Source organism: Vibrio sp. 2134-1, assembly GCF_033339495.1.
The window spans coordinates 103,794-126,656 of the sequence record NZ_JAWOUS010000007.1; the positions used below are offsets into that span (position 1 = coordinate 103,794).

At 46.3% G+C, this 22,863-nt stretch carries 23 protein-coding genes; 15 read left to right on the plus strand and 8 right to left on the minus strand.

All coding sequences use genetic code 11. From position 1 onward, the window contains the following. The first annotated feature begins 4 nt into the window (after positions 1-4). The 3 genes from R7R78_RS10490 (at position 5) to R7R78_RS10500 (ending at position 2,379) form a co-directional block, all read left to right on the plus strand. Positions 5-949: a virulence factor BrkB family protein gene (locus R7R78_RS10490; protein WP_033905908.1), complete on the plus strand. Its 945-nt coding sequence runs from the start codon at positions 5-7 to the stop codon at positions 947-949. Next, positions 921-1,355 (plus strand): D-aminoacyl-tRNA deacylase, encoded by a 435-nt coding sequence (dtd, locus tag R7R78_RS10495; RefSeq protein ID WP_005379282.1) that lies wholly within the window; start codon positions 921-923, stop codon positions 1,353-1,355. Before R7R78_RS10490 ends, dtd begins: the two co-directional genes overlap by 29 nt. Positions 1,356-1,461: 106 nt before the next feature. Further along, positions 1,462-2,379 (plus strand): bifunctional GNAT family N-acetyltransferase/hotdog fold thioesterase, encoded by a 918-nt coding sequence (locus tag R7R78_RS10500; protein WP_005379283.1) that lies wholly within the window; start codon positions 1,462-1,464, stop codon positions 2,377-2,379. Here R7R78_RS10500 and R7R78_RS10505 read toward each other — a convergent pair. From R7R78_RS10505 to hslR, 4 genes are all read right to left on the minus strand, one after another. After that, on the minus strand, positions 2,365-4,482 hold the full coding sequence (locus R7R78_RS10505) for an AsmA family protein (RefSeq protein ID WP_225473512.1): 2,118 nt from the start codon (positions 4,480-4,482) through the stop codon (positions 2,365-2,367). The genes R7R78_RS10500 and R7R78_RS10505 overlap by 15 nt on opposite strands. 190 nt (positions 4,483-4,672) lie before the next feature. Next, positions 4,673-6,301, minus strand: a complete 1,629-nt coding sequence (gene pckA, locus R7R78_RS10510) for a phosphoenolpyruvate carboxykinase (ATP) (RefSeq protein WP_054576821.1) — start codon at positions 6,299-6,301, stop codon at positions 4,673-4,675. Between the two features lie 336 nt (positions 6,302-6,637). Next, entirely contained in the window at positions 6,638-7,513 is an 876-nt protein-coding gene (hslO, locus tag R7R78_RS10515) for an Hsp33 family molecular chaperone HslO (RefSeq protein ID WP_031780788.1), read from the minus strand. Positions 7,514-7,544: 31 nt separating this feature from the next. After that, on the minus strand, positions 7,545-7,931 hold the full coding sequence (gene hslR, locus R7R78_RS10520; protein WP_005379292.1) for a ribosome-associated heat shock protein Hsp15: 387 nt from the start codon (positions 7,929-7,931) through the stop codon (positions 7,545-7,547). A 253-nt stretch (positions 7,932-8,184) separates the two neighbouring features. Between hslR and gspC the strand changes: the two genes are divergently transcribed. Genes gspC through R7R78_RS10580 form a run of 12 tightly spaced genes read left to right on the plus strand, consistent with a single transcriptional unit; the run spans position 8,185 to position 19,493 of the window. After that, positions 8,185-9,111: a type II secretion system protein GspC gene (gene gspC, locus R7R78_RS10525; RefSeq protein ID WP_115385654.1), complete on the plus strand. Its 927-nt coding sequence runs from the start codon at positions 8,185-8,187 to the stop codon at positions 9,109-9,111. 36 nt (positions 9,112-9,147) lie between these two features. After that, complete coding sequence (gene gspD, locus R7R78_RS10530; protein WP_005379295.1) at positions 9,148-11,166, plus strand: type II secretion system secretin GspD; 2,019 nt, start codon at positions 9,148-9,150, stop codon at positions 11,164-11,166. Then, positions 11,166-12,668, plus strand: coding sequence for a type II secretion system ATPase GspE (gene gspE, locus R7R78_RS10535; protein ID WP_005379296.1), 1,503 nt, complete (start codon positions 11,166-11,168; stop codon positions 12,666-12,668). The genes gspD and gspE overlap by 1 nt, the downstream gene beginning before the upstream one ends. Next, on the plus strand, positions 12,668-13,885 hold the full coding sequence (gene gspF, locus R7R78_RS10540; protein WP_005382993.1) for a type II secretion system inner membrane protein GspF: 1,218 nt from the start codon (positions 12,668-12,670) through the stop codon (positions 13,883-13,885). Before gspE ends, gspF begins: the two co-directional genes overlap by 1 nt. Before the next feature lie 59 nt (positions 13,886-13,944). Further along, entirely contained in the window at positions 13,945-14,388 is a 444-nt protein-coding gene (gene gspG / locus R7R78_RS10545; protein WP_005379298.1) for a type II secretion system major pseudopilin GspG, read from the plus strand. A gap of 29 nt (positions 14,389-14,417) precedes the next feature. Continuing rightward, positions 14,418-15,017, plus strand: coding sequence for a prepilin-type N-terminal cleavage/methylation domain-containing protein (locus R7R78_RS10550; protein WP_017635010.1), 600 nt, complete (start codon positions 14,418-14,420; stop codon positions 15,015-15,017). Further along, positions 15,004-15,393: a type II secretion system minor pseudopilin GspI gene (gene gspI / locus R7R78_RS10555; RefSeq protein ID WP_017635009.1), complete on the plus strand. Its 390-nt coding sequence runs from the start codon at positions 15,004-15,006 to the stop codon at positions 15,391-15,393. Before R7R78_RS10550 ends, gspI begins: the two co-directional genes overlap by 14 nt. Continuing rightward, entirely contained in the window at positions 15,380-16,057 is a 678-nt protein-coding gene (gene gspJ / locus R7R78_RS10560; protein ID WP_047103742.1) for a type II secretion system minor pseudopilin GspJ, read from the plus strand. The genes gspI and gspJ overlap by 14 nt, the downstream gene beginning before the upstream one ends. After that, a complete protein-coding gene (gspK, locus tag R7R78_RS10565; protein ID WP_005379302.1) occupies positions 16,050-17,060 on the plus strand; it encodes a type II secretion system minor pseudopilin GspK in 1,011 nt (336 codons plus the stop codon). Before gspJ ends, gspK begins: the two co-directional genes overlap by 8 nt. Then, on the plus strand, positions 17,029-18,231 hold the full coding sequence (gene gspL, locus R7R78_RS10570; protein ID WP_167415599.1) for a type II secretion system protein GspL: 1,203 nt from the start codon (positions 17,029-17,031) through the stop codon (positions 18,229-18,231). Before gspK ends, gspL begins: the two co-directional genes overlap by 32 nt. Positions 18,232-18,238: 7 nt before the next feature. Further along, the gene (locus R7R78_RS10575) at positions 18,239-18,730 is read left to right on the plus strand and encodes a type II secretion system protein M (protein ID WP_005383002.1); all 492 of its coding nucleotides are present in this window, start codon (positions 18,239-18,241) and stop codon (positions 18,728-18,730) included. Between the two features lies 1 nt (position 18,731). Beyond that, the gene (locus R7R78_RS10580; protein ID WP_222712369.1) at positions 18,732-19,493 is read left to right on the plus strand and encodes a type II secretion system protein N; all 762 of its coding nucleotides are present in this window, start codon (positions 18,732-18,734) and stop codon (positions 19,491-19,493) included. 302 nt (positions 19,494-19,795) lie between these two features. On the opposite strand, the gene cysQ is transcribed toward R7R78_RS10580, so the two are convergent. From cysQ to R7R78_RS10600, 4 genes are all read right to left on the minus strand, one after another. After that, positions 19,796-20,623 carry a 3'(2'),5'-bisphosphate nucleotidase CysQ gene (cysQ, locus tag R7R78_RS10585; protein ID WP_005379308.1) on the minus strand — a complete coding sequence of 276 codons (828 nt, stop codon included), beginning with the start codon at positions 20,621-20,623 and terminating at the stop codon, positions 19,796-19,798. 44 nt (positions 20,624-20,667) lie between these two features. Continuing rightward, positions 20,668-21,237, minus strand: coding sequence for an ADP compounds hydrolase NudE (nudE, locus tag R7R78_RS10590; RefSeq protein ID WP_005379309.1), 570 nt, complete (start codon positions 21,235-21,237; stop codon positions 20,668-20,670). Between the two features lie 176 nt (positions 21,238-21,413). Continuing rightward, entirely contained in the window at positions 21,414-21,998 is a 585-nt protein-coding gene (nfuA, locus tag R7R78_RS10595) for a Fe-S biogenesis protein NfuA (protein ID WP_005379313.1), read from the minus strand. Between the two features lie 97 nt (positions 21,999-22,095). Further along, positions 22,096-22,821: an amidophosphoribosyltransferase gene (locus R7R78_RS10600; protein ID WP_042522603.1), complete on the minus strand. Its 726-nt coding sequence runs from the start codon at positions 22,819-22,821 to the stop codon at positions 22,096-22,098. Positions 22,822-22,863 lie beyond the last annotated feature (42 nt).

Consider the following 22,863-nt stretch of genomic DNA (forward strand, 5'->3'; position numbering starts at 1 on the left):
AACTATGAACCAGTTATCAGAGAGTTACAAGGCGAGATTAATCAATCTACTGCCAAGTTGCGTCGCGTTTTTTACGTACCTTCTTAAGCGATTAACGCATGACCGTGTGAATGTGAACGCGGGCTATCTTGCCTACATTACCTTGTTATCCATCGTGCCAATGCTGACGGTATTGTTATCAATATTGTCGAAATTTCCCGTTTTTGCGAACGTTGGTGAGGTGCTGCAAGGCTACATTATTGAGAATTTTGTGCCAGCTTCTGGAGAAGCTGTACATACGGCATTACAGGAATTTGTGGCGAATACGGGCAAAATGAGCGCGGTTGGCGGTGGGTTTTTATTCATCGCAGCGGTCATGCTGATTTCCAACATTGATAAGAACTTAAACTACATTTGGCGAGTTAAAGACAAGCGCCGTTTAGTCTTTTCATTCTCTATGTATTGGATGGTACTCACGTTAGGGCCGATCATGGTCGGTGCGAGTATTGCGGCGACGTCGTACGTGACTTCGCTGCAAATTTTAGAGAACGAGACATTATCTGGTGCGTTTAATTTATTTCTGCGTTGGCTACCGTTGTTGCTGTCCTTTTTTGCTTTTCTTGGCTTGTATATTCTAGTGCCGAATAAAAAAGTACACCTCGCTCATGGTGCCATGGGGGCAGCAGTCGCCGCGATACTGTTCGAGTTGAGTAAAAAAGGCTTTGCACTCTACATCACTCAGTTTCCGTCTTATCAGCTCATCTACGGCGCGTTAGCGGCGATTCCTATCTTATTTGTTTGGGTGTATTTATGCTGGATGATCGTGTTATTGGGGGCGGAAGTTACGGCTGCGCTTGGTGAGCGAGAGCACTGGAGTGAAGATTTAGACATGATACACTCGACCGCTGAATCTCAGTTAACAGATGAAGGAAGCGAGAGTAGTGATAGCGCTAATTCAACGAGTCAGTGAAGCAGCCGTCCGTGTGGATGGTGAAGTCGTAGGAGAAATTGATCGTGGTCTGCTGGTCTTATTGGGCGTAGAGAAGGACGACGATGAAGCTAAAGCAAAGCGTTTAATGGAGCGTGTTACAACCTACCGTGTGTTCGAAGATGACGAAGGCAAGATGAACCTGAACGTTAAACAGGTGGAAGGTAAAGTGCTGGTGGTTTCTCAATTTACGCTGCCTGCGGATACAAAAAAAGGCACGCGAGCTGGTTTTTCTCGCGGTGCGCATCCTGTGGATGCAGAGCGCTTGTATGATTACTTTTCTGACTTGTGTGAAGAAGTTTTACCCACACAGCGTGGCCGCTTCGCTGCCGATATGAAAGTGTCCTTGGTGAATGACGGTCCAGTGACGTTTTGGTTGCAGGTCTAATCTGGTAACACAGGCGCCATAGTCTAAGCTTTAACTCCAAGCTCATGGAATTGGCTTGGAGTAATTTTTCCGACACTGATTAGTGTTGTGCTTTCAAAGGATTGATATGTTCAAACTCATTACTCCCAAAACCGATAATCAGATAAACAAGTATTATCAGTTTCGCTGGCAACTGCTTCGTGAGCCATGGCGTATGCCGATTGGCTCAGAGCGCGATGAATACGACGAAATGAGCCATCACCGCATGATTGTTGATGGTCGAGGTCGTCCTATGGCGATTGGCCGTTTATACATTACGCCGGACAATGATGGCCAGATCCGCTATATGGCGGTTAAAAATAATCGCCGTAGCAAGGGGATGGGTTCGCTGGTTTTGGTTGCACTAGAGTCGTTAGCGCGCCAAGAAGGAGCGAAACGCTTGGTGTGTAATGCCCGTGAAGATGCCATCGCCTTTTATGAAAAAAATGGCTTTGAGCGTCGAGGCGAGCTGACCGATGAGCGTGGCCCTGTGCGCCATCAGCAAATGGTGAAGCAACTGGATCCGATGGCCAATGTGTTACGTCGCCCTGAATGGTGTACTGAGCTTCAACAGCGCTGGGAGCAACAAATCCCAATTAGCGACAAAATGGGGATCAAAATTAACCAGTACACGGGTTACCAGTTTGAATGCTGTGCGCAGCTTAATCCTAACCTTAATCCGCATAATACCATGTTCGCTGGGTCAGCTTTTACCTTAGCAACCCTGACTGGGTGGGGGATGACGTGGTTGCTGCTTAAAGAGCGTGGGTTGCACGGTGATATTGTGTTGGCCGACAGCTCTATTCGTTATCGTCAACCAGTCGAACAAAACCCCGTGGCGAGTACTTCGTTGGATGGGATCAGTGGTGACCTAGACCGATTGGAGTCGGGACGCAAAGCACGCATCGTTATTCACGTAGTGATTTATAGTGGTGACACGCCAGCTGTGGATTTTGTCGGTACCTATATGTTGATACCGAACTACTCGCAGTTACTCAGTTGCTGATGGGGTAAGCGCCGACTGATCTGCTGGGCGCTTATCTGTTTCACCTTCTTGCTCTGTCGGTGAGAGGGTTTGTTCTGCTGCGGAATTCGTGTCGGGTACTTCATCTTCTTCGATAACTTCTTCGTAAAGCTCTTCCTCTTGAGTCTCCAAATTGATGTTATCAATCACGATAGGTTGCTCGATGGAAGGCTCATTTTTCTGTGGAGTCTCAATATCAGTAGGCTCGGCCAGTTTTGATGCGTTCACGCACTCATTACGGTGGGTTTCACCACTTAGTAGATCGCCTTCAATGTTTCCGCACGACTCTTCCAATTGATAAGTAATGCCACTTAGCGGGTTGTTGGCCATATCAAATGTTCCCCAAACCTTACCACTTATGGCTTTTCCTGAAATTGTGACCGGCTTTATGGCAACTTCCCCTCGTTGCGCGCTTAAACGCAGTGGACTTAAGGTAATGGCTTTGAGCGAATGATCCGCTTGGGACTTCAAGCGGGTATCTCGGAGATTGGCTTCCACTTCACCCGATAAGCTGTAGGCTAGCATGTTGCGATCACCTGATAACCCTTGTAGATCAAGGCTAAGATCGGAAAAACCATCAATAGCCAGTGTGTCGGGTAAAAAATAATCGTGGAAGAGCGATAAGGGAATACCATCAGCATTGACGTTGAGCGCCCAAGGTTGGCTCGGGGTACTCAAATCTATCTGTCCGATGCCTTCTACGTAGCCTTGCTCGAGTGGCGCAAAAAGGCGAGTCAATTGCCAAAAGCCATCTTTGCTTTGCATGGCAAGTGCTGCGTGAGACGTGAGTACTTGGTCATAGCTGGCGTTGACAACGCTGACTTCCAATTCGCCTTGCCAAAGGCCCCAACGTTGAGCCGACTGTTTAATATCAAGCTGTTGCCCTTCGATATTTAAACCGGAAAGTTGCCAATAAGGTTCGTGAGATAGCTGGATAATTTGGCTGCGCTCAATGTCGAGTCGTTCGATTGCAACATGCTCTAACTCGCTGGTGGCGGCGTGCCACCAATTTAGGTTGTCTTCTGGCTGTGTTGCCCACTTGAGGCCTTGAATAGAGGCTTCTTTGAGCTTCCATTGTGTTGGCGTGAACAATCCAGAAACTTGCACTCGACCTTGCTGCCAATCTAAGCTGAGCTCGTTGAGCTGGATTACTCCTGGCTCGATAGCGGCACTCAAACGTGGCTCTATTGCGGTTTGCTGCTGGAATCGAACGCTATCCGCCTGCAATGACACTTGAGCTTTTGTCTTCCAGAGAGACAGTGGCAGTGTGGCGTTTTCCACAGAAAGATCCAAGTTCTGCCAGTGCCAGTCGCCCCATTCAATATCGGCGTTAAGCAAATCTAAGCTATTAATATGATTAATGTTAAATGGTAGATCGTGCCAAGGTTTTGCAAGCAGTGATTGACGCTGCGTATTACTCAGTTTCAGCTTGTTGATGGTCACATTTACTAAAGACCAGCCTTGAGGATACTGCTCCCCTTGCCCAGATATTTGACTGTTACGCCAGTTAAAAGAGGTGCCATAAAGCGTACTGTCTTGCGGTTTGTAGTCTATATCGACTAAGACTTGATTAAAGGCTTCGCCATTCCAATAGAGTTGGTCAGCTGCAAGTTGAACTTCGCCATATGGTATTAATTGACCATTCCATTGTGGTGATTGAATTTGAAGGTCAATGCCATTGGCAGAGAACTGCTCGTCGGCGTAATCAATATTTTTGAGCGCGATTTGATGGAATAAAACGTTGTCTAAAGGTGGGAGCTTTGGTGCGCCATACTGCAAGCTCATACCATCAATCAATAAACTATCAACGATCCATTTACCATCGCGATAAACATCGGGATTCATCCATAAATCGACTTGCTCGATGTAAGACGCATCGTCTCCGCTGGTGTTCACGCGTTGTAAAGTTAGGTGATAGGGAAAGCCATAACGCACGCTTCCGGCCCGGAAGGGAAGAGAAAAGGTGTTTGACAGCAAGCGCCAGGTTGCGTCCGCGTAAGATGTTGTTAGCAGCGCAATCGTAGCGGCTGGAATGGCAACTAAGATAACCAGTAACAGAAGTAGAACTCGACGCGCTGTTTTCATCTTTGCTAGAACCTACGTGTGTTATGAAATAAAACTAGATAGGCTTTAGCTTGTATCAATATTCTGTGGTATTCAATAAAAAGCCCCTCAAAAGAGGGGCTTGAAGCAATTTTTGTAACTTGGCCTACGTAAAGGTGATAAGTTAATGCCAACTTTTCACTGCGTTTACGCGACGTCGCTGTTACTCGATTTAATCAATCTGAGGACCAGCCGCAACCAGGGATTTACCTTCAGCGTTGTCTGTGTATTTATCAAAGTTATTGATAAAGCGCTCTGCTAAATCTTTCGCTTTGCTTTCCCACTGAAGTGGGTCAACGTACGTGTCGCGAGGGTCTAGAATGCTAGGATCCACACCTGGTAGTGACGTTGGTACTTCAAGGTTGAAGATTGGAATGTGCTTAGTTGGTGCTTCTTCAATCGAACCATCAAGAATGGCATCAATAATTCCGCGTGTATCTTGAATAGAGATACGTTTGCCAGTGCCGTTCCAACCAGTATTCACTAGGTAAGCCTCAGCGCCCGCTGCTTCCATGCGTTTTACCAGTACTTCCGCGTATTTTGTTGGGTGGAGCGTTAAGAACGCCGCGCCGAAACAAGCAGAGAAAGTTGGTGTTGGCTCAGTAATACCGCGCTCTGTTCCCGCTAGTTTGGCGGTAAAGCCAGACAGGAAGTGGTACTTAGTTTGCTCAGGTGTCAATTTAGATACTGGAGGCAGTACGCCAAATGCATCGGCTGATAGGAAGATCACTTTATTCGCGTGACCGCCTTTTGATACTGGCTTAACGATATTATCGATATGGTAGATAGGGTAAGAAACACGTGTGTTTTCTGTTTTCGAACCATCATCAAAGTCGATAGAGCCATCGCCACGTACTGTTACGTTTTCTAGCAGTGCATCACGACGAATTGCGTTGTAGATGTCCGGCTCCGCTTCTTTCGAAAGTTTGATGGTTTTTGCGTAACAACCACCTTCGAAGTTGAAGACACCGTCATCATCCCAGCCGTGCTCATCATCACCAATTAGCGCACGTTTAGGATCAGTCGACAGGGTCGTTTTACCCGTACCAGATAGGCCGAAGAATACCGCTACATCGCCATCTTTGCCCATGTTAGCGCTACAGTGCATTGATGCGATGTCTTTTAGTGGAAGGAAGTAGTTCATCATGGCGAACATACCTTTCTTCATTTCACCGCCGTACCAAGTACCACCGATAAGTTGCATGCGCTCAGTTAGGTTAAATACGGTGAAGTTTTCTGAGTTCAGGCCTTGCTCTTCCCATTTTGGATTAGTGCATTTTGCGCCATTCATTACTACGAAGTCTGGTTCAAATGTCGCTAACTCTTCTTCTGTCGGGCGAATAAACATGTTTTTAACGAAGTGCGCTTGCCATGCGACTTCTGTTATAACACGAATGCTCAAACGTGTATCTGGGTTTGCACCACAGTAACCGTCAACAACAAACAAGCGTTTGTTAGAAAGCTGGTTTGTGACCAGTTCTTTTAGCTCGTCCCACACTTCAGGAGTGATTGGCTTGTTATCATTTTTCACTTGATCAGACGTCCACCACATATGTTCTTCTGTCGTAGCGTCTTTGACGATGTATTTATCTTTTGGTGAGCGACCAGTAAAGATGCCAGTGTCAACGGCAACCGCACCTAGTTCAGTAACCACGCCGCGCTCATAACCGGTTAGGTCTTCACGCGTTTCTTCCTCAAACAACATTTCGTAGCTTGGGTTGCGAATAACCTCTTTTACGTTATGCAGTCCGTGCTTGGTTAGATCAAGTGTTGCAGCCTTAGTATGTTCCATAACGGTCATAGGTGCTCCTTATAAGGATTTTGTAGGGATTTTGTAAGAATGTTTTAATTTTAATCTGCTCACCATGCTAGCAACGGGGCGGGGAGAAAACAGGGAGATAGCTCAAAATTTACCCATGATTTCAATAAGGTTTTAGGTAACCCGTCACATATTGGTGGGAATAGTCTATCGTGCACGCAATCCTTTGCGCTAGGGCAAAATCATTATTAATTGTTTAAAATTAAGCAGTTGTTTTATTACGCTTGAGGCTAGTTATTACGAGGGGTTGATCACAAAAAGACCAGCATTAAGCTGGCCTTTTGTAGGGTAAATTACGTGCTTGATAAGCTATGTAAATTAATGCAGGGTTTTCTTGTCCGTAGAAGCTTGTGCATACAGTTCAGTGACTTCAGATTCGTCAAACGTATAAGTTGTGCCACAGTAATCACAATGTAAAGAAACTGATCCAACTTCTGCCAAAATGTCATAAATTTCAGCTTTCTCAACGGTGATGATTGCGGCACCGCTACGCTCACGAGAACAGCCACAATGGAACTCGACAGGTTGCGGCTCGTACAGACGTACTTTGTCTTGGTTATATAGTCGATACAATAACTCGTTCGCTTCTAAACCAAACAATTCTTCATCTTTTACTGTATCAGTGAGCTGCTCTAGATGTTCGAAATCATCTGGAGAGCCAGTGCCGTCAGGGATCACTTGAATCAGCATACCTGCTGCGTGTGCTTTGCCCTCATGCTCACCAGTGCGGATCCATAGGCGCGTTTTTAACTGCTCTGAGTTTGCAAAGTAGCCTTCTAGCACTTCTGCTAAAGTGTCACCTTCTAATCCAACGACACCTTGGTAACGCTCGCCGTTTTTCGGTTCGATAGTGATCACAAGGTAGCCCTTACCCATTAGATCGTGAATGTTTGCGTCATCGGCAATATCGCCTTCCCAGCGAGCTACACCACGAACACGTTGGTTATGGTCACCGTTGATAACGGCAAGAGACACAGGACCGTCGCCTTGTAGCTGGATGGTGATTGAACCTTCGAACTTAAGAGTGGCAGTTAAAAGAGTAGTTGAAACGAGTAGCTCACCCAGCAGTTTCTCTATTGCTGCCGGATATTCCTTGCTGGAGATAACACGTTGGTACGCTTCATCCAATTGTACCAACTCGCCACGTACTGAAAGATCTTCGAATAGGTAGCGGTTTAAAACATTATTTGCCATGGAGTGCTTTCCTCGTTGGTAATTCCGGCTTTTATTGGTGTTTGAACTTAATGATGTCTCGGCGCTGCTTTTTGTCTGGGCGGCGTTCCGGACTTGGGTTGTGGGCATTAAGCTTACGTTGAGTCGCGTGTTCCTCACGTTTCGCTATACTTTCATTAGTTTCGCGATATAAGGTTTGTGCGATGGGAGCGCCTCGGCGTTGATCTGAGATTTGTTCGATGATCACGATTTTTTCTTCGTTGCCTTGACGAAGTCTTACTTCAGCGCCCACTTCAACGATTTTACTCGGCTTGCTTCGTTGGCCATTATAGTGGACTTTACCGCCATCGACCATGTTACGCGCGATGGAGCGGGTTTTGTAAAATCTTGCGGCCCATAGCCATTTATCTAGCCTAACGGCTTCATTTAGGGAACTCATAGAACACTACGCTATCTAATCACTGCCCGAATACGGCAATGAGTGATGGATTATTCACCTACAGATGGAGTCAAGGCGTATTTTTTTCAAGGGAGTTGGCAAAAACTGCATAAGAAAAAGGTATGAAAGACAACTTGTGATATAGTTCACTGCTCTTTGTTGAGTAATAATTTTATTGCAAATTTAGCAATTTAAAGTCGATAGCTATCGTTATAGCTTAAATGACGGACGTTAGAATAAAGGAATCCATTCAGTGAAACGTTTAGAGCTAAGTGCAGGATTATCAAGCAGACCGCTACTGGCTCAGATCAAGTCCAATCATTATACCATTCAAGCCAAACTTAGCTTGTTGCTTACCTGTCTGTTTATTGCGATAACCGGATGGATACTTGGCAAAATTGTGTGGTTAGCCATACCTCAATCGTCGGAAGTGCCGCAATGGCGTCCATCGGCGAGTAGCGTTACTGCGAGTAATAAAGGCGACGCGATAGATTTTAATGCCCTTCAGAATGCCAACCTATTCGGTAAATTCACTGAGCAAAAAGCGGCAGTTGTAGAGCAGCCTATTGTTAAAGACGCCCCTAAGACGCGCCTTAACCTCACCCTAGTCGGTGCGGTTGCCAGCAGTGATGCCAATACCAGCCTTGCTGTTATTGCTAACCGAGGTAAGCAAGCTACGTACGGTTTGGGTGAAGAAATCGAAGGGACACGTGCGACGCTAAAAGCGGTATTGGTGGATCGCGTCATCATTGATAACCAAGGTCGAGACGAGACCTTAATGATGCAAGGTATAGAATATAAGAAGCTATCTGAATCGCCGCAGGTAGCTAGGGCGCAAGCTCAGCGAGCAGAAGCAGCGACGTCTGACGTTGGAGAGAAATTAGAGCAAATCCGCGAGGAAATTGCGAAAGATCCACAAAGCGTTTTTAAATACATCACCATTTCACCCGTCAAAAAAGACGGAGACATTGTTGGTTATCGAGTATCACCTGGTCGTGATGCCGCATTATTTAATGATGTAGGGCTACAACCTGGTGATATTGCGGTTCAACTGAACGGGATCGATTTAAGTGATCCGTCTTCTTCAGTACAACTGATGCAAGTGATGAGCGATCCGCAAGAATTAAATTTAACTGTTGAGCGAGACGGCCAACAGTACGATATCTATATCCAATTGTAAGACTTAGGCAACCGGCGTAAGTTCAGGGAGACATACGTGAAACATTGGTTCAGCAAAAGTGCTTGGCTACTAGCAGGAAGTTTACTCTGCGTACCAGGTGCAATGGCAAACGAATTTAGTGCGAGCTTTAAAGGCACTGATATTCAAGAATTCATCAACATAGTGGGTCGTAACCTCGAAAAGACCATCATTGTTGATCCTTCAGTACGCGGTAAGATCGATGTCCGCAGCTATGACGTACTTAACGAAGAGCAATATTACAGCTTTTTCCTTAATGTCCTTGAAGTATACGGTTACGCAGTCGTAGAGATGGACAATGGGGTACTTAAGGTTATCAAAGCAAAAGACTCAAAAACCTCAGCAATCCCTGTGTTAGGTGATGGCAGCGCGCAAGGCGATAGTGTTATCACTCGAGTTGTCGCGGTGCGTAATGTGTCGGTCCGTGAGTTGTCTCCTCTACTTCGTCAGCTGATTGATAACGCCGGTGCCGGTAACGTGGTTCATTATGATCCAGCGAATATTATCTTGATTACTGGTCGTGCGGCAGTAGTGAATCGCTTAGCAGAGATCATCAAGCGTGTTGACCAAGCCGGTGATAAAGAAATTGAATTGGTGGAGCTGCGTAATGCATCTGCTGCTGAAATGGTACGCATTGTCGAAGCACTGAATAAAAGTGCGAATCAGAAAAGCACGCCAGAGTTCCTTGAACCTAAAATTGTGGCCGATGAACGTACTAACGCGATTTTAATTTCTGGTGATCCAAAAGTAAGAGCCCGCTTGAAACGTTTGATTCGTCAACTTGATGTTGAAATGGCGACAAAAGGTAACAACCGAGTTGTGTACCTGAAAAATGCGAAAGCTGAAGACTTGGTGGATGTATTGAAAGGTGTTTCCGATAACCTGCAAGCTGAAAAACAAGCCGGTCAGAAAACATCAGGTGCATCGCGTGGTGAGGTCGTCATTGCTGCTCACGCTGCAACTAACTCGTTAGTTTTAACAGCGCCACCAGATATTATGATGGCATTACAAGACGTCATTTCTCAACTCGATATTCGTCGTGCTCAGGTTCTTATTGAAGCGTTAATTGTCGAAATGTCTGAAGGTGATGGTATTAACCTAGGTGTTCAGTGGGGTTCATTAGAAACGGGTGCTGTAATTCAGTACGGTAACTCAGGAGCCCCGATTGGTCAGGTGATGGTTGGGCTAGAAGAAGCAAAAGATCAAACCCGAACTGAATACTATACCAACTCTAATGGCGAACGAACGCCATATGATGTTACTGAATCAGGTGACTACTCTACGCTAGCGTCAGCACTTAGCGGAGTAAATGGTGCGGCAATGAGTATTGTCATGGGTGACTGGACAGCGCTAATTAGTGCTGTTGCTTCTGACTCCAACTCAAACATTCTATCTTCTCCGAGTATTACCGTAATGGATAATGGCGAAGCATCATTTATTGTGGGTGAAGAGGTTCCGGTTATTACGGGCTCTACGGCTGGCTCAAACAACGACAACCCATTCCAAACGGTTGACCGTAAAGAAGTCGGTATCAAACTCAAAGTAGTGCCACAAATTAACGAAGGTGACTCTGTACAGTTAAACATTGAACAAGAAGTTTCCAACGTATTAGGCGCGAACGGTGCGGTTGACGTTCGCTTTGCTAAACGACAGTTAAACACCTCTGTCATGATCCAAGATGGTCAGATGTTGGTTCTTGGTGGTTTGGTCGATGAACGCGCACTTGAAAGTGAGTCTAAAGTGCCGCTATTGGGTGACATTCCGGTACTGGGTCACCTGTTCAAGTCAACTAGCACGCAAACAGAAAAACGTAACTTGATGGTGTTCATCAAGCCGACGATTATTCGCGATGGTGTGACGGCTGACGGTATTACGCAGCGTAAATACAACTTTATTCGCGCAGAACAGCTATATAAAGCGGATCAAGGGTTGAAATTGATGGCAGACGAGAAGATCCCGGTTATGCCAGCCTTTGGCCAGGAGCGTCAGCACCCAACAGAGATCCAAGCGTTTATTGATCAAATGGAAAACAACTAATGGTTGATATGTTAGACACAGCGCCAAGTATGCGTCGTCTGCCATTCAGTTTTGCCAACCGCTTTAAACTGGTGCTGGAGACAGAGCATCCTGAGCGTCCACCTATTCTTTACTATGTCGAGCCGCTTAACCCTGCGGCTCTGGTTGAAGTCCGTCGTGTATTAAAGAAAAGCTTCGTACCGCAACCTATCGATAAAGAAGCCTTTGATAAAAAGCTGACCGAAGCATATCAACGCGACTCGTCTGAAGCGCGTCAGTTGATGGAAGATATTGGTGCTGATAGCGATGATTTCTTCTCTTTGGCTGAAGAACTGCCGCACGATGAAGACTTATTAGAATCGGAAGACGATGCGCCAATCATCAAATTGATCAACGCCATGTTGGGCGAAGCGATCAAAGAAGGTGCGTCGGATATTCATATTGAGACGTTCGAGAAAACCCTTTCGATTCGTTTCCGTGTCGATGGCGTATTGCGTGAAGTCCTGACTCCAAGCCGTAAGCTAGCGCCTTTGCTAGTTTCTCGTGTGAAGGTTATGGCTAAACTAGATATCGCAGAAAAGCGTGTGCCTCAAGATGGCCGTATTTCGTTGCGTATCGGTGGTCGTGCGGTGGACGTGCGTGTATCTACGATGCCGTCCTCACATGGTGAGCGCGTGGTAATGCGTTTGTTGGATAAAAACGCGACTCGTCTTGATTTACATAGTTTGGGCATGACACCTTCAGTGCATGACAACTTCCGTCACTTGATTGGCCGCCCTCACGGTATCATCTTGGTGACGGGCCCGACAGGTTCTGGTAAATCAACCACCTTGTATGCTGGCTTGCAAGAGATCAATAGCAACGAGCGCAACATTCTAACGGTTGAAGACCCGATCGAATTTGATATTGATGGCATCGGTCAAACTCAGGTGAACCCAAAGGTCGATATGACGTTTGCGCGCGGCTTGCGTGCCATTCTGCGTCAGGACCCGGATGTGGTGATGGTCGGTGAGATCCGTGACTTAGAAACCGCACAAATTGCAGTGCAAGCGTCCTTAACGGGTCACTTGGTAATGTCTACTCTCCACACCAACACCGCAGTGGGTGCGATTACGCGTCTACGTGATATGGGTATTGAGCCATTCCTTATTTCTTCTTCGTTATTAGGGGTGCTAGCGCAGCGCTTAGTTCGAACGCTTTGTCCAAGCTGTAAAGAGCCGTATGAAGCCGATGCGGAACAGAAAAAACTGTTTGGTATGGAAGCGCATGAACCGTTAGAACTGCACCGAGCAAAAGGCTGTGAAGCGTGTAACCAAAAAGGCTACCGAGGTCGAACAGGTATCCACGAGCTCATTATGGTTGATGAGCAAGTGCAAGAGTTGATTCATCGAGAGTCTGGTGAACAAGAAATTGAGAGAGCCGTTCGCGCCCATACGCCAAGTATTCGCAGTGATGGTTTAAGCAAAGTACGTCGTGGTATTACGTCACTTGAAGAAGTGATGCGAGTGACGAAGGAAACCTAATGGCGGCATTTGAGTACAAAGCGCTAGATGCAAAAGGCAAGCATAAAAAAGGCACGATAGAAGGGGACAACGCCCGACAAGTGCGCCAGCGACTCAAAGAGCAAGGGATGATCCCGATTGAAGTGGTCGAGACGAAAGCTAAATCGGCTAAGTCTTCAGGTTCAGTCAGCTTTAAGCGCGGCATCTCGACATCTGAGCTGGCACTCATCACACGGCAATTGTCTACGCTAGTCCAATCAGGAATGCCTTTGGAAGAGTGTTTGCGTGCGGTCTCTGAGCAGGCTGAAAAGCCGAGGATTCGTTCTATGTTGGCTGCGGTTCGCTCGAAAGTAACAGAGGGTTATCCGCTTGCCGACAGTTTTGCCGATTACCCACACGTGTTTGATGAACTGTACCGCTCCATGGTTGCGGCGGGTGAAAAATCAGGTCACCTCGATACCGTATTAGAGCGTTTGGCAGACTATGTCGAAAACCGCCAAAAGATGCGATCTAAATTGCTTCAAGCCATGATTTATCCTGTAGTTTTGGTGGTATTCGCGGTTGTCATCGTTTCGTTCTTATTGGCGACAGTGGTTCCTAAAATCATTGAACCCATCATTCAGATGGGCCAAGAGTTACCTCAATCGACGCAATTTTTACTGGCAGCCAGTGAGTTTGTGCAAGATTGGGGGCTGATTATTTTCGTTGTGCTGGTGGCGCTTTTCTATGGCCTCAAACTGGCGTTGCAAAAGCCAGACTTTCGCTTAGCTTGGGACAGAAAAATCTTGAGCTTACCGCTAATAGGTAAGATCTCTCGAGGTTTGAATACCGCACGATTCGCACGAACGCTTTCGATCTGTACTTCCAGTGCGATTCCAATTCTAGAGGGTATGCGCGTTGCGGTAGATGTTATGTCTAACCGTTATGTGAAGCAGCAAGTGTTGCTTGCAGCGGATAACGTTCGAGAGGGCGCTAGTTTGCGTAAGGCGTTGGACCAAACCCGCTTGTTTCCACCAATGATGCTACACATGATCGCCAGTGGTGAGCAAAGTGGTGAATTAGAGAGCATGTTGACGCGGGCAGCCGATAACCAAGATCAAAACTTTGAATCAACAGTCAATATTGCTCTGGGTGTGTTTACTCCTGCGCTGATTGCATTAATGGCTGGATTAGTGTTGTTCATTGTGATGGCGACCTTGATGCCAATGTTAGAAATGAATAACTTGATGAGCGGATAATTTCGAATTAAGACGTGTCTACTAACGGCATGGCTTTAATCTAACTTTCGGAGAAAAAAATGAAGTTTAAGCGTAGTAAACAACAGGGTTTTACACTTTTAGAAGTGATGGTTGTTGTGGTTATCCTAGGTATTTTGGCAAGTTTTGTTGTTCCAAACCTATTGGGTAACAAAGAGAAGGCTGACCAACAAAAAGCGATTACGGACATTGTCGCGTTGGAAAATGCCTTAGATATGTACAAGTTGGATAACAGCGTTTACCCAACAACGGACCAAGGTCTAGAAGCATTGGTTAGTAAGCCATCTAACCCAGAGCCACGCAACTACCGTGATGGTGGTTACATCAAACGTCTTCCTAATGACCCTTGGGGCAACCAGTACCAATACTTAAGCCCAGGTGATAACGGTACAATCGATATCTTCACTCTAGGCGCAGATGGCCAAGAGGGTGGAGAAGGTCCAGCTGCAGATATTGGCAACTGGAACATGCAAGACTTCCAATAATTGAGCCTAAGCCAGCACTAATGAAACAAATGCGAAAACATAACGGTTTTACATTGATAGAAATTCTATTGGTGCTGGTTTTGCTATCTCTTACGGCTGTGGCCGTGATCTCGACGTTACCGACTAGCCAAAAAGATCTTTCCAAACAGTATGCTCAAAGCTTTTTTCAGCGTTTACAGCTGCTCAATGAAGAAGCGGTGCTGAGCGGTAAAGATTTTGGCGTTCGAGTGGATGATGCCAAATCGACCTACGCTCTACTGAGTTTAACCTCAGAAGGTTGGCAGCCTCTGAAATTAAAGCAGATTCCGAGCAAAACCAAGCTAGAAGAAGATATTACGCTACAACTCGAGCTCGGAGGTGGTGCTTGGGATAATGATGAGCGCTTATTCAAACCAGGTTCTCTTTTTGATGAAGACATGTTCGCAGAAGAAGAGGACGAAAAGAAAATTGAGCCACCGCAAGTGTTTATCTTTTCCAGCGCCGAAGTCACGCCATTTACCCTGTCTTTTTTTCCGCAAAATGGTGATGCCTTTAATGACGGTTGGCGAGTCATTGGCAAAGAAAGTGGACAAATTTTGTTATTAGCTCCGGGCGAAGAAGTGAAAGAGGATGAGAATGCGCAATTTTAAGCAAGCTCGCCCAAATTTGAGTCATCGCCGGACGAGAGGCATGACCTTACTGGAAGTATTGGTCGCACTGGCAATTTTCGCTACCGCTGCCATCAGTGTCATTCGCTCTGTGAGCCAGCATATTAATACAATCAGTTATCTAGAAGAAAAAATGTTTGCAGCCATGGTTGTGGATAATCAGATGGCAAATGTGATGTTGAATACCGGAGAACTCAAAGCGAAAAACGGCACAGAAGAGCTGGCAGGACGCACTTGGTTCTGGAAAGTCACGCCAGTCGCCACGACGCAGCCATTGCTGAAAGCATTTGATGTGAGCGTCTCGGTAGAGAAAAGCGCGAGCCCTGTAGTAACGGTACGAAGCTATGTGGCGCAATAATAATCCCCGCGCAAATACGCGCCAAAGGGTAAAAGGTTTTACACTTATTGAAGTGTTGGTATCGATTGCCATCTTTGCCAGTTTAAGTGTCGCTGCGTACCAAGTGGTATCGCAAGTACAGCGTAGCAATGCGCTATCACAAGAACGAACCCAACGCTTAAACGAAATTCAGCGTGCCATGGTGATGATGGATAACGATTTTCGTCAAATGGCGATGCGTCAAACACGTACTAATGGTGAAGAGCCTGCTAGCCGGCTAATTTTTTGGTCCGATTACCTGTTGGACTCCGATACCAAAGGACTGATGTTTGCCCGTTTAGGTTGGCACAACCCTCAGCAGCAGTTCCCTCGTGGAGAAGTAACCAAGGTTGGCTATCGCTTAAAAGAAGAAACACTGCAGCGAGTATGGTGGCGCTATCCTGATACGCCGGTTGGGCAACAAGGTACTGTTACTCCATTGCTAACGCAGGTCGAGTCATTTGATATGCGTTTCTATGATGGTAAGCAATGGAAAAAAGAGTGGGCTGAAGAAAAAGCGCTGCCGAAAGCGGTTTCTGTTGTTCTCACTCTCAAAGACTATGGAGAAATTGCCCGCACTTATCTCACTCCTGATGGCACATTGAGTCAGAAAGAGGAAAGTTCAGGAGACAGCAATAATGGTTAACCGTCAGCGCGGTGTTGCTTTGATTATAGTGTTGATGTTGCTGGCGATTATGGCAACGGTTGCTGCCAGTATGTCGGAACGTTTGTTCTTGCAGTTTCAGCGAGGCGCTAATCAAATCAATTACCAGCAAGCGTATTGGTACAGCCTTGGCGTCGAGGCGCTAGCAAAAGTGGGTATCGAGCAAAGTTATAAAGACACCGACACGATTAATATGAGTCAACCGTGGGCGATAAAAGAGCAAGTCTATCCGTTAGATTATGGTCAAGCGGCGGGACGAATTAGAGACAAGCAAGCGTGCTTTAATCTAAATGTATTGAGTCGTGTGCAACCAACGGGTCAGCAAATTACAAGACCATATTTAGTGAATGTATTGCAGCGCTTATTAGAAGAGTTGGATGTCGAGCCATATCAAGCAGAAATCATTGCAGACTCTACTTGGGAATACATTGATGCTGACGACTCTGTCCGTTCGACTACTGGGGTTGAAGACAGCACATATGAAGCGATGAAGCCTTCCTATTTAGCATCAAATGGTTGGATGGCAGATGCTTCCGAGTTACGGGCTGTCTATCAGGTGAGTGGTGAAATTTTCCAAAAATTGGAGCCGCTGGTCTGTGCATTACCAAGTGATGACTGGCGTTTAAACGTGAATACGATTGATGTTGAGCAAGCTCCGATTTTGGTGGCAATGTTCTCACCAAACTTAAGCAGTAGTGATGCGATTCAGCTAATTGAAAAACGCCCATTTGATGGGTGGGATAGCATTGATGAATTTTTAGCAGAGTCAGAAATGGCTGGCTTAAGTGAAGATGTAAAGAAAAACGCCAAAGGCTATTTGGGTGTGGATAGCGCCTTTTTTGAATTGGATGCACAAGTGTTGGTGGATGAATCACGTGTACGTATCCGAAGCCTTTTGCAAAGTACAAATAGAGAAACGGTGACCGTAGTTCGCCGTCGTTTTGGAGGGATCAGTGAGCGAGTTTCTGACCGTTCGGCTGAGTAGCGAACAACAAAGTACCATTCCTTGGGTGGTGTGGTCGACAGATCAACAGGAAGTGATTGCTAGCGGTGAAATCGCCGGGTGGGAACACTTAGATGAGTTGGTCTCATATGCTGGTCAGCGCCAAGTTGTGGCGCTGTTGGCGAGTAATGATGTGGTCCTGACGCAAGTGGATATACCACCTGGTGCAACACGCCAATTCGAGGCGATGTTACCGTACTTAGTGGAAGACGAAGTTGCTCAGGACGTTGATGGCCTGCACTTTAGCGTGTTGGGTAAACAAGCGGACAAAGCGCAGATTTGCGCAGTTGAACGTGCTTGGATTCAGACTGTACTGCAACGTTTTTCAAGCCAAGGTATCGCCATTAAACGCATTTTACCCGATGTGCTTGCATTACCGGTTCGTGGAGAGCACAGCAGTGCTGCAATGATTGGCGAGCAATGGCTAATTCGTCACTCTGCGACAGAGGGCGCGGTTGTCGACGCTTCTTGGTTAGACCTTTACCTCTCTTCTTATCTACAAAATCATGAAGGTTGGAAGCTCGATTGCTATAGCTCGGTCCCGGAATCTGCGTTACCTGAAATATGGGAGCCGCAACCAGAAGAAATGACGATGGCTTTACTGGCGAAGGGGGTGACAGAAAGCAAAGTCAATTTGCTGACTGGGATCTTCAAGCCGAAATCTTCTTGGGGTAAATACTGGAAGCTCTGGCAAAAAGCCACCATTGCTGCGGGGGTGCTTATCGTTGTCATGGTTGCGCAGCAGTTGCTCGTGGTCCACAAGTACGAAGCACAAGCTCAAGCGTATCGTGAGGAGAGTGAGCGTATTTTCCGCCAAGTGTTCCCAAATAAACGACGCATTCCTACCGTTAGTTACCTCAAACGACAAATGGATGATGAAGAGCGCCGCTTATCTGGTGGAAGTGGTCAGCAGGCAATGTTGTCATGGTTGGCGGCATTACCCGCGACGCTTGGTCAGGTCAGCGACTTGGAGATCACTAGCTTTAAATACGACGGACAACGTGGCGAAGTACGTATTCAGGCTCGTAGTTCAGACTTCCAACCTTTTGAGCAGGCTCGTGTGAAATTGGCAGAGAAGTTTAATGTTGAGCAAGGTCAGTTGAACCGTAGCGATAACGTTGTGGTTGGCAGCTTTGTTTTGAAGCGTTTGTGAGGTGATGATGAAAAATTTAATTTCTCAAGCTCAGGTTTGGTGGAGCAGCATCTCGCAGCGTGAGCAGCGTTTGGTCATGGGATGTGGCGCTATTGCCGTTATCGGTATTATTTATTGGGGTTTATTACAGCCAATGAGTCAACGTGCGGAGCTAGCTCAGTCACGTATTCAAAGTGAAAAGCAGTTGCTAGCTTGGGTACAAGATAAAGCGGATGGCATCACTGCACTGCGAAAAAGCAGCGGTGTGAGCTACTCTAGTCAACCGTTGAATCAGTTGGTTTCTTCTTCAGCTCGTCGTTATAAAGTTGAGTTGATTCGAGTACAACCTCGTAATGAGAGCGTTCAAGTGTGGATCAAACCACTCGCGTTTAATCAACTAGTGGATTGGTTACGTTACTTGAAAGAGCAACAGGGTATTGAAGTCGAATTTTTAGATATCGACCGAACAGAGCAAGCGGGCATGATCGATGTAAACCGCCTTCAGTTTAAGCGAGGTTAAGGTGAAGCGAGCAGTACTTTACGTTGTTATCTTTATCGTCTTTTTTTCAGTCAGTCTTTTAATGGGATTACCAGTCTCTTGGGTGTTACAACAAGCACCAACAGTGAGAGGCCTGGACATTCAAGGAGCCAACGGTTCGGTATGGCAAGGTCAAGCTGCTAGTATTCGTTGGCAGCACCAGAACCTTGGAGAAGTTAATTGGGATTTCCAATGGTCGAGTCTACTGACAGGTAAAGCTGAGTTTGCTGTGCGCTTTGGTCGTGGTAGTGAAATGGACGTTCGTGGGCGCGGTTTTGTCGGCTATAGCTTAAGTGATGGCCCTTATGCCAAAAACTTAGTTGCCTCGATTCCGGCGGTAAAAGTTGTTGAGCAAGCGCGCCTCCCTGTGCCTGTTGGTGTTGATGGGCAGCTTGAGCTGAATATTCGTCATGCGACTTATGCTGCGCCTTGGTGTAAGAACGGTGAAGGCACTTTAGTATGGAATGCCAGTGGTATTCAAAGCCCCGTTGGCAGCTTAGATCTCGGTCCTGTGATTGCCGATATAAACTGTCAGGATAGTGTATTGACGGCAACTGGTGAGCAGAGCAGCGAACAAGTCTCTGCGGCGTTCTCAGCAGAGCTGATGCCTAATCAACGATACTCAACCAAAGCGTGGTTCAAACCTGGTGCAGAGTTCCCATCCAGCATGGGGGAGCAACTGAAATGGTTGGGTAAGCCGAATGCTCAAGGTCAATATGAGTTTAATTACCAAGGGCGCTTCTAACCTATCGTGACAAAATCCAATATCTTAAAAGAGCTGCTATTGTGCAGCTCTTTTTGCTTTTGGATCATCGTAAGCTAAAACCTCTATTCGCTGTACATTCGATCTTGATTGGGAATGAGTGAAAGTTTAAAGCCATGATTTTTAATCGATTTGTTTCTTTTGTTCAGCTTTGCAAGTAATTGGAACATAGTAGGCCAAATACTCCAAGTGCTGTACAGAAGGTCAAAAAGAAAAGGCCACGAAGATATTCGTGGCCTTTCTATTGCTAGAATTTTGTGCTCTAAATTTTACCGATAGGGCGCTTAATCTTTGCGTTGTAAAATCTCATTCCAAGGTAAATCCGCATCACCAAGAACAATAAAGTTCGGGTTTTCTAGTGTTTCCCGCTCGTTATATGACAGCGGTTCTAATTGCGTGCTGAGAATACGTCCGCCAGCTTCTTCAACAATGCATTGTGTTGCAGCGGTGTCCCACTCGCCAGTTGGCCCCAGACGTAAGTAACAATCCACAGCCCCTTCCGCGACGAGGCATGCTTTCAATGCCGCAGAACCGAGCGGTATTAAGTCGTAATTCCAGGCGCTGCTCATACGGTTAGTAATACGATTGATGTCTTGGCGACGACTAATAGCAATTGCGATGCTTTGCTCTGGCTGTTCGTGTTTGTGTGTATGGATTTTGACGCTGTCCGACATGTCGGGAATTTTCCAGGCGCCTTTGCCATTATAAGCGTAGTAAGTCACGCCAGATACAGGACCGTAAACGACGCCCATGGTTGGTCGATTGTTGTCGACCAACGCAATAATAGTGGCAAAGTCACCACTGCGAGCGATGAATTCTTGAGTACCATCAAGAGGGTCGACTAACCAATAACGTTCCCACTGAGCGCGTTGCTCTAAGCTTATGTCTGCGTCTTCTTCTGACAACACGGGAATGTCAGGCGTCAGATCACTCAAGCGTTCAGTGATGAACTTGTGAGCTGCAATATCTGCACTTGTTACGGGAGTTTCGTCACTTTTGGTGTAGGCCTCGTATTGCTTCTTTTCATATATTTCGAGGATCATTTGCCCAGCACTGCGGGCAATCTCGATGACTTGAGGAAGTAGGTGAGATAGATCTTTTGTCATTGGCATAAGTGATAGTCCTTACTCACAGTGTTATTCGGTTCTAATGACCGTTATTGGTTATGCTTGTGAGTGGTGTTTGGTAAGTGTTTCAGTGCCAACATTAGCGCTGTGATGCTTCGTGCTTCACAGAAATCCATGTGAGTTAATAACTCTTCGGCTTGCGCAAGTGGCCAACGCACAATTTCCAGTGGTTCAGGCTCATCGCCTTCTTGCTTCTCTGGATAAAGCGCCTGTCCTAAAAATAGAGTCATTTTGCTCGAAAAGTAAGATGGCGCGAGGATAACTTGTTTCAACGGGGTTAACTGATTACAGCCAAAGCCGATTTCTTCTTTTAACTCACGATCCGCAGCTTGGTGTGGTGTTTCTCCTGGGTCAATCAGCCCTTTTGGGAAACCTAGCTCGTAACGTTCAGTTCCAGCGGCGTATTCACGCACCAGTAATAAATCGCCTTGTTCTGTTACAGGGACTACCATTACAGCATCTCGTCCACTTGGCTTCATACGCTCATAAGTACGGTGCTCACCATTGGAAAAACGAAGGTCGAGCGCTTCCACAGCAAACAGTTTGGATTTTGCAACCGTCTGGCATGAGAGTATCTCTGGTGGGGTTCGTTTCGGCATGACGCTGGCTCCTTGGTGTCGTTGGCGTTTACGAGATGCGTAAGATTCTTAATATATGAGAACTCCGCCTGAGTTTCTAGCGGATTTTACGAGTCGAGCTAAGCATCTCAGCATCACCTCAGTATCGATACAAAAATGGGAGACCGAAGCCTCCCATTTTCTGACAGTGTTTACTCTTAGTAGTAAGAGTGATCACCACGGTCATGTTCTGTTGCATCACGAACTGCGGTTAGTTCACCAATGAACTGGTTTAGCAGTTCTTTCTCGATGCCTTCTTTTAGTGTTACGTCAACCATAGAACAGCCATTACAACCGCCACCAAATGCAACAATCGCAACACCGTCTTCAGTGATCTCAACCAAGTTTACGTGACCACCGTGGCCAGCAAGTTGTGGGTTCACTTGAGTTTGGATAACGTACTCAACGCGCTCAACCAGTGGTGCGTCGTCCGCAACTTTACGCATTTTAGCGTTAGGTGCTTTTAGCGTTAGCTGAGAGCCCATTTTATCGGTAACAAAATCGATTTCAGCGTCTTCAAGGAATGGCAGGCTTAGCTCATCCACGTAAGCTGAAAAACCGCTGTAAGAGAGTTCAGTGTCGGTCGATTCTACTGCTTCTGGTGGGCAGTAAGACACGCCACACTCAGCGTTTTGTGTACCTGGGTTCACAACGAAAATACGAATGTTAGTGCCTTCAGGTTGTTGACCTAAAAGGTTAGCGAAATGCGTTTGCGCAGTTTCTGTAATAGTAATATTTGACACGACGAATACCCGAGTAAATTTGTAGGTTACTGCTGCTATTCTACTCTTGTTGACGTATGGGTCTAGTCTTTTTGATGCTAAGGCATGGCGAAGCGATCTAGAGAGAACGAGGAGCAGGTGTTCTGCAGATGCAGTAAATATCGATGCTTTCTACGCCAACTTCAAGTAGTAAATGACATAATTGTCGGACGGTACTGCCTGTGGTGACTACATCATCGACGATGGCAACATGGGAAGAGTGAGGTTGCTTATTGAGAATAAACGCGCCTTTTAAGTTTTGTTCACGGCTTGTTTTGGTATTACCACGCTGTGATTGGGCGAGCTTTACTCGACGAAAGACCTTCGCATCAAAATTAGTCTGCAATTGCTTGGCGAGGTGTCGGGCTAAAACATCACTTTGATTAAAACCCCGGCGCAGGTAACGCTGCCAGTGCAATGGCACACTGGTAATGATTGGAGCTGGCGTGGTGATGCGCTGTGCCAGTTGCTCGGTTAATGCTTTTACATGCCAAGACTCTCCGTGATCTTTAAAGCGCTGTACTTCCCGTGAAAGGGGAAAGTCGTAATCGCCTAACGTGTATAGCCTTTGCCATGGCGGTGGCTTTGAAAGACATTCACCACAAATACTATCCGTACTCATTTCTTCTTTCTGTAATGATAAACCGCAGCGTTGACATCGTTTTACCGGAGTTAGGTATTTTAAACAGTGCTCGCACCAGCGCAGAGTATTTGTGTGGCTTGGTGTTTGAATAGGGAACCGACACAGGCCGCATTGACTGCTCAATACGCGATGCATGATGTTTTGCCAGTGATGAGATAACATAGCGTTTATTCATGGTGATATTTTACTCAGCCTAACGCTTGG

Coding starts and splice junctions, on each gene's coding strand:
- R7R78_RS10505 (WP_225473512.1), bottom strand. CDS start 4,482: ATGAAAACAGCGCGTCGAGTTCTACTTCTGTTACTGGTTATCTTAGTT.
- R7R78_RS10500 (WP_005379283.1), top strand. CDS start 1,462: ATGTTCAAACTCATTACTCCCAAAACCGATAATCAGATAAACAAGTAT.
- gspF (WP_005382993.1), top strand. CDS start 12,668: ATGGCGGCATTTGAGTACAAAGCGCTAGATGCAAAAGGCAAGCATAAA.
- nudE (WP_005379309.1), bottom strand. CDS start 21,237: ATGCCGAAACGAACCCCACCAGAGATACTCTCATGCCAGACGGTTGCA.
- R7R78_RS10550 (WP_017635010.1), top strand. CDS start 14,418: ATGCGAAAACATAACGGTTTTACATTGATAGAAATTCTATTGGTGCTG.
- gspK (WP_005379302.1), top strand. CDS start 16,050: ATGGTTAACCGTCAGCGCGGTGTTGCTTTGATTATAGTGTTGATGTTG.
- gspE (WP_005379296.1), top strand. CDS start 11,166: ATGGTTGATATGTTAGACACAGCGCCAAGTATGCGTCGTCTGCCATTC.
- pckA (WP_054576821.1), bottom strand. CDS start 6,301: ATGACCGTTATGGAACATACTAAGGCTGCAACACTTGATCTAACCAAG.
- hslO (WP_031780788.1), bottom strand. CDS start 7,513: ATGGCAAATAATGTTTTAAACCGCTACCTATTCGAAGATCTTTCAGTA.
- gspG (WP_005379298.1), top strand. CDS start 13,945: ATGAAGTTTAAGCGTAGTAAACAACAGGGTTTTACACTTTTAGAAGTG.
- gspI (WP_017635009.1), top strand. CDS start 15,004: ATGCGCAATTTTAAGCAAGCTCGCCCAAATTTGAGTCATCGCCGGACG.
- R7R78_RS10575 (WP_005383002.1), top strand. CDS start 18,239: ATGAAAAATTTAATTTCTCAAGCTCAGGTTTGGTGGAGCAGCATCTCG.
- cysQ (WP_005379308.1), bottom strand. CDS start 20,623: ATGCCAATGACAAAAGATCTATCTCACCTACTTCCTCAAGTCATCGAG.
- hslR (WP_005379292.1), bottom strand. CDS start 7,931: ATGAGTTCCCTAAATGAAGCCGTTAGGCTAGATAAATGGCTATGGGCC.
- R7R78_RS10490 (WP_033905908.1), top strand. CDS start 5: ATGAACCAGTTATCAGAGAGTTACAAGGCGAGATTAATCAATCTACTG.
- R7R78_RS10600 (WP_042522603.1), bottom strand. CDS start 22,821: ATGTTATCTCATCACTGGCAAAACATCATGCATCGCGTATTGAGCAGT.
- gspJ (WP_047103742.1), top strand. CDS start 15,380: ATGTGGCGCAATAATAATCCCCGCGCAAATACGCGCCAAAGGGTAAAA.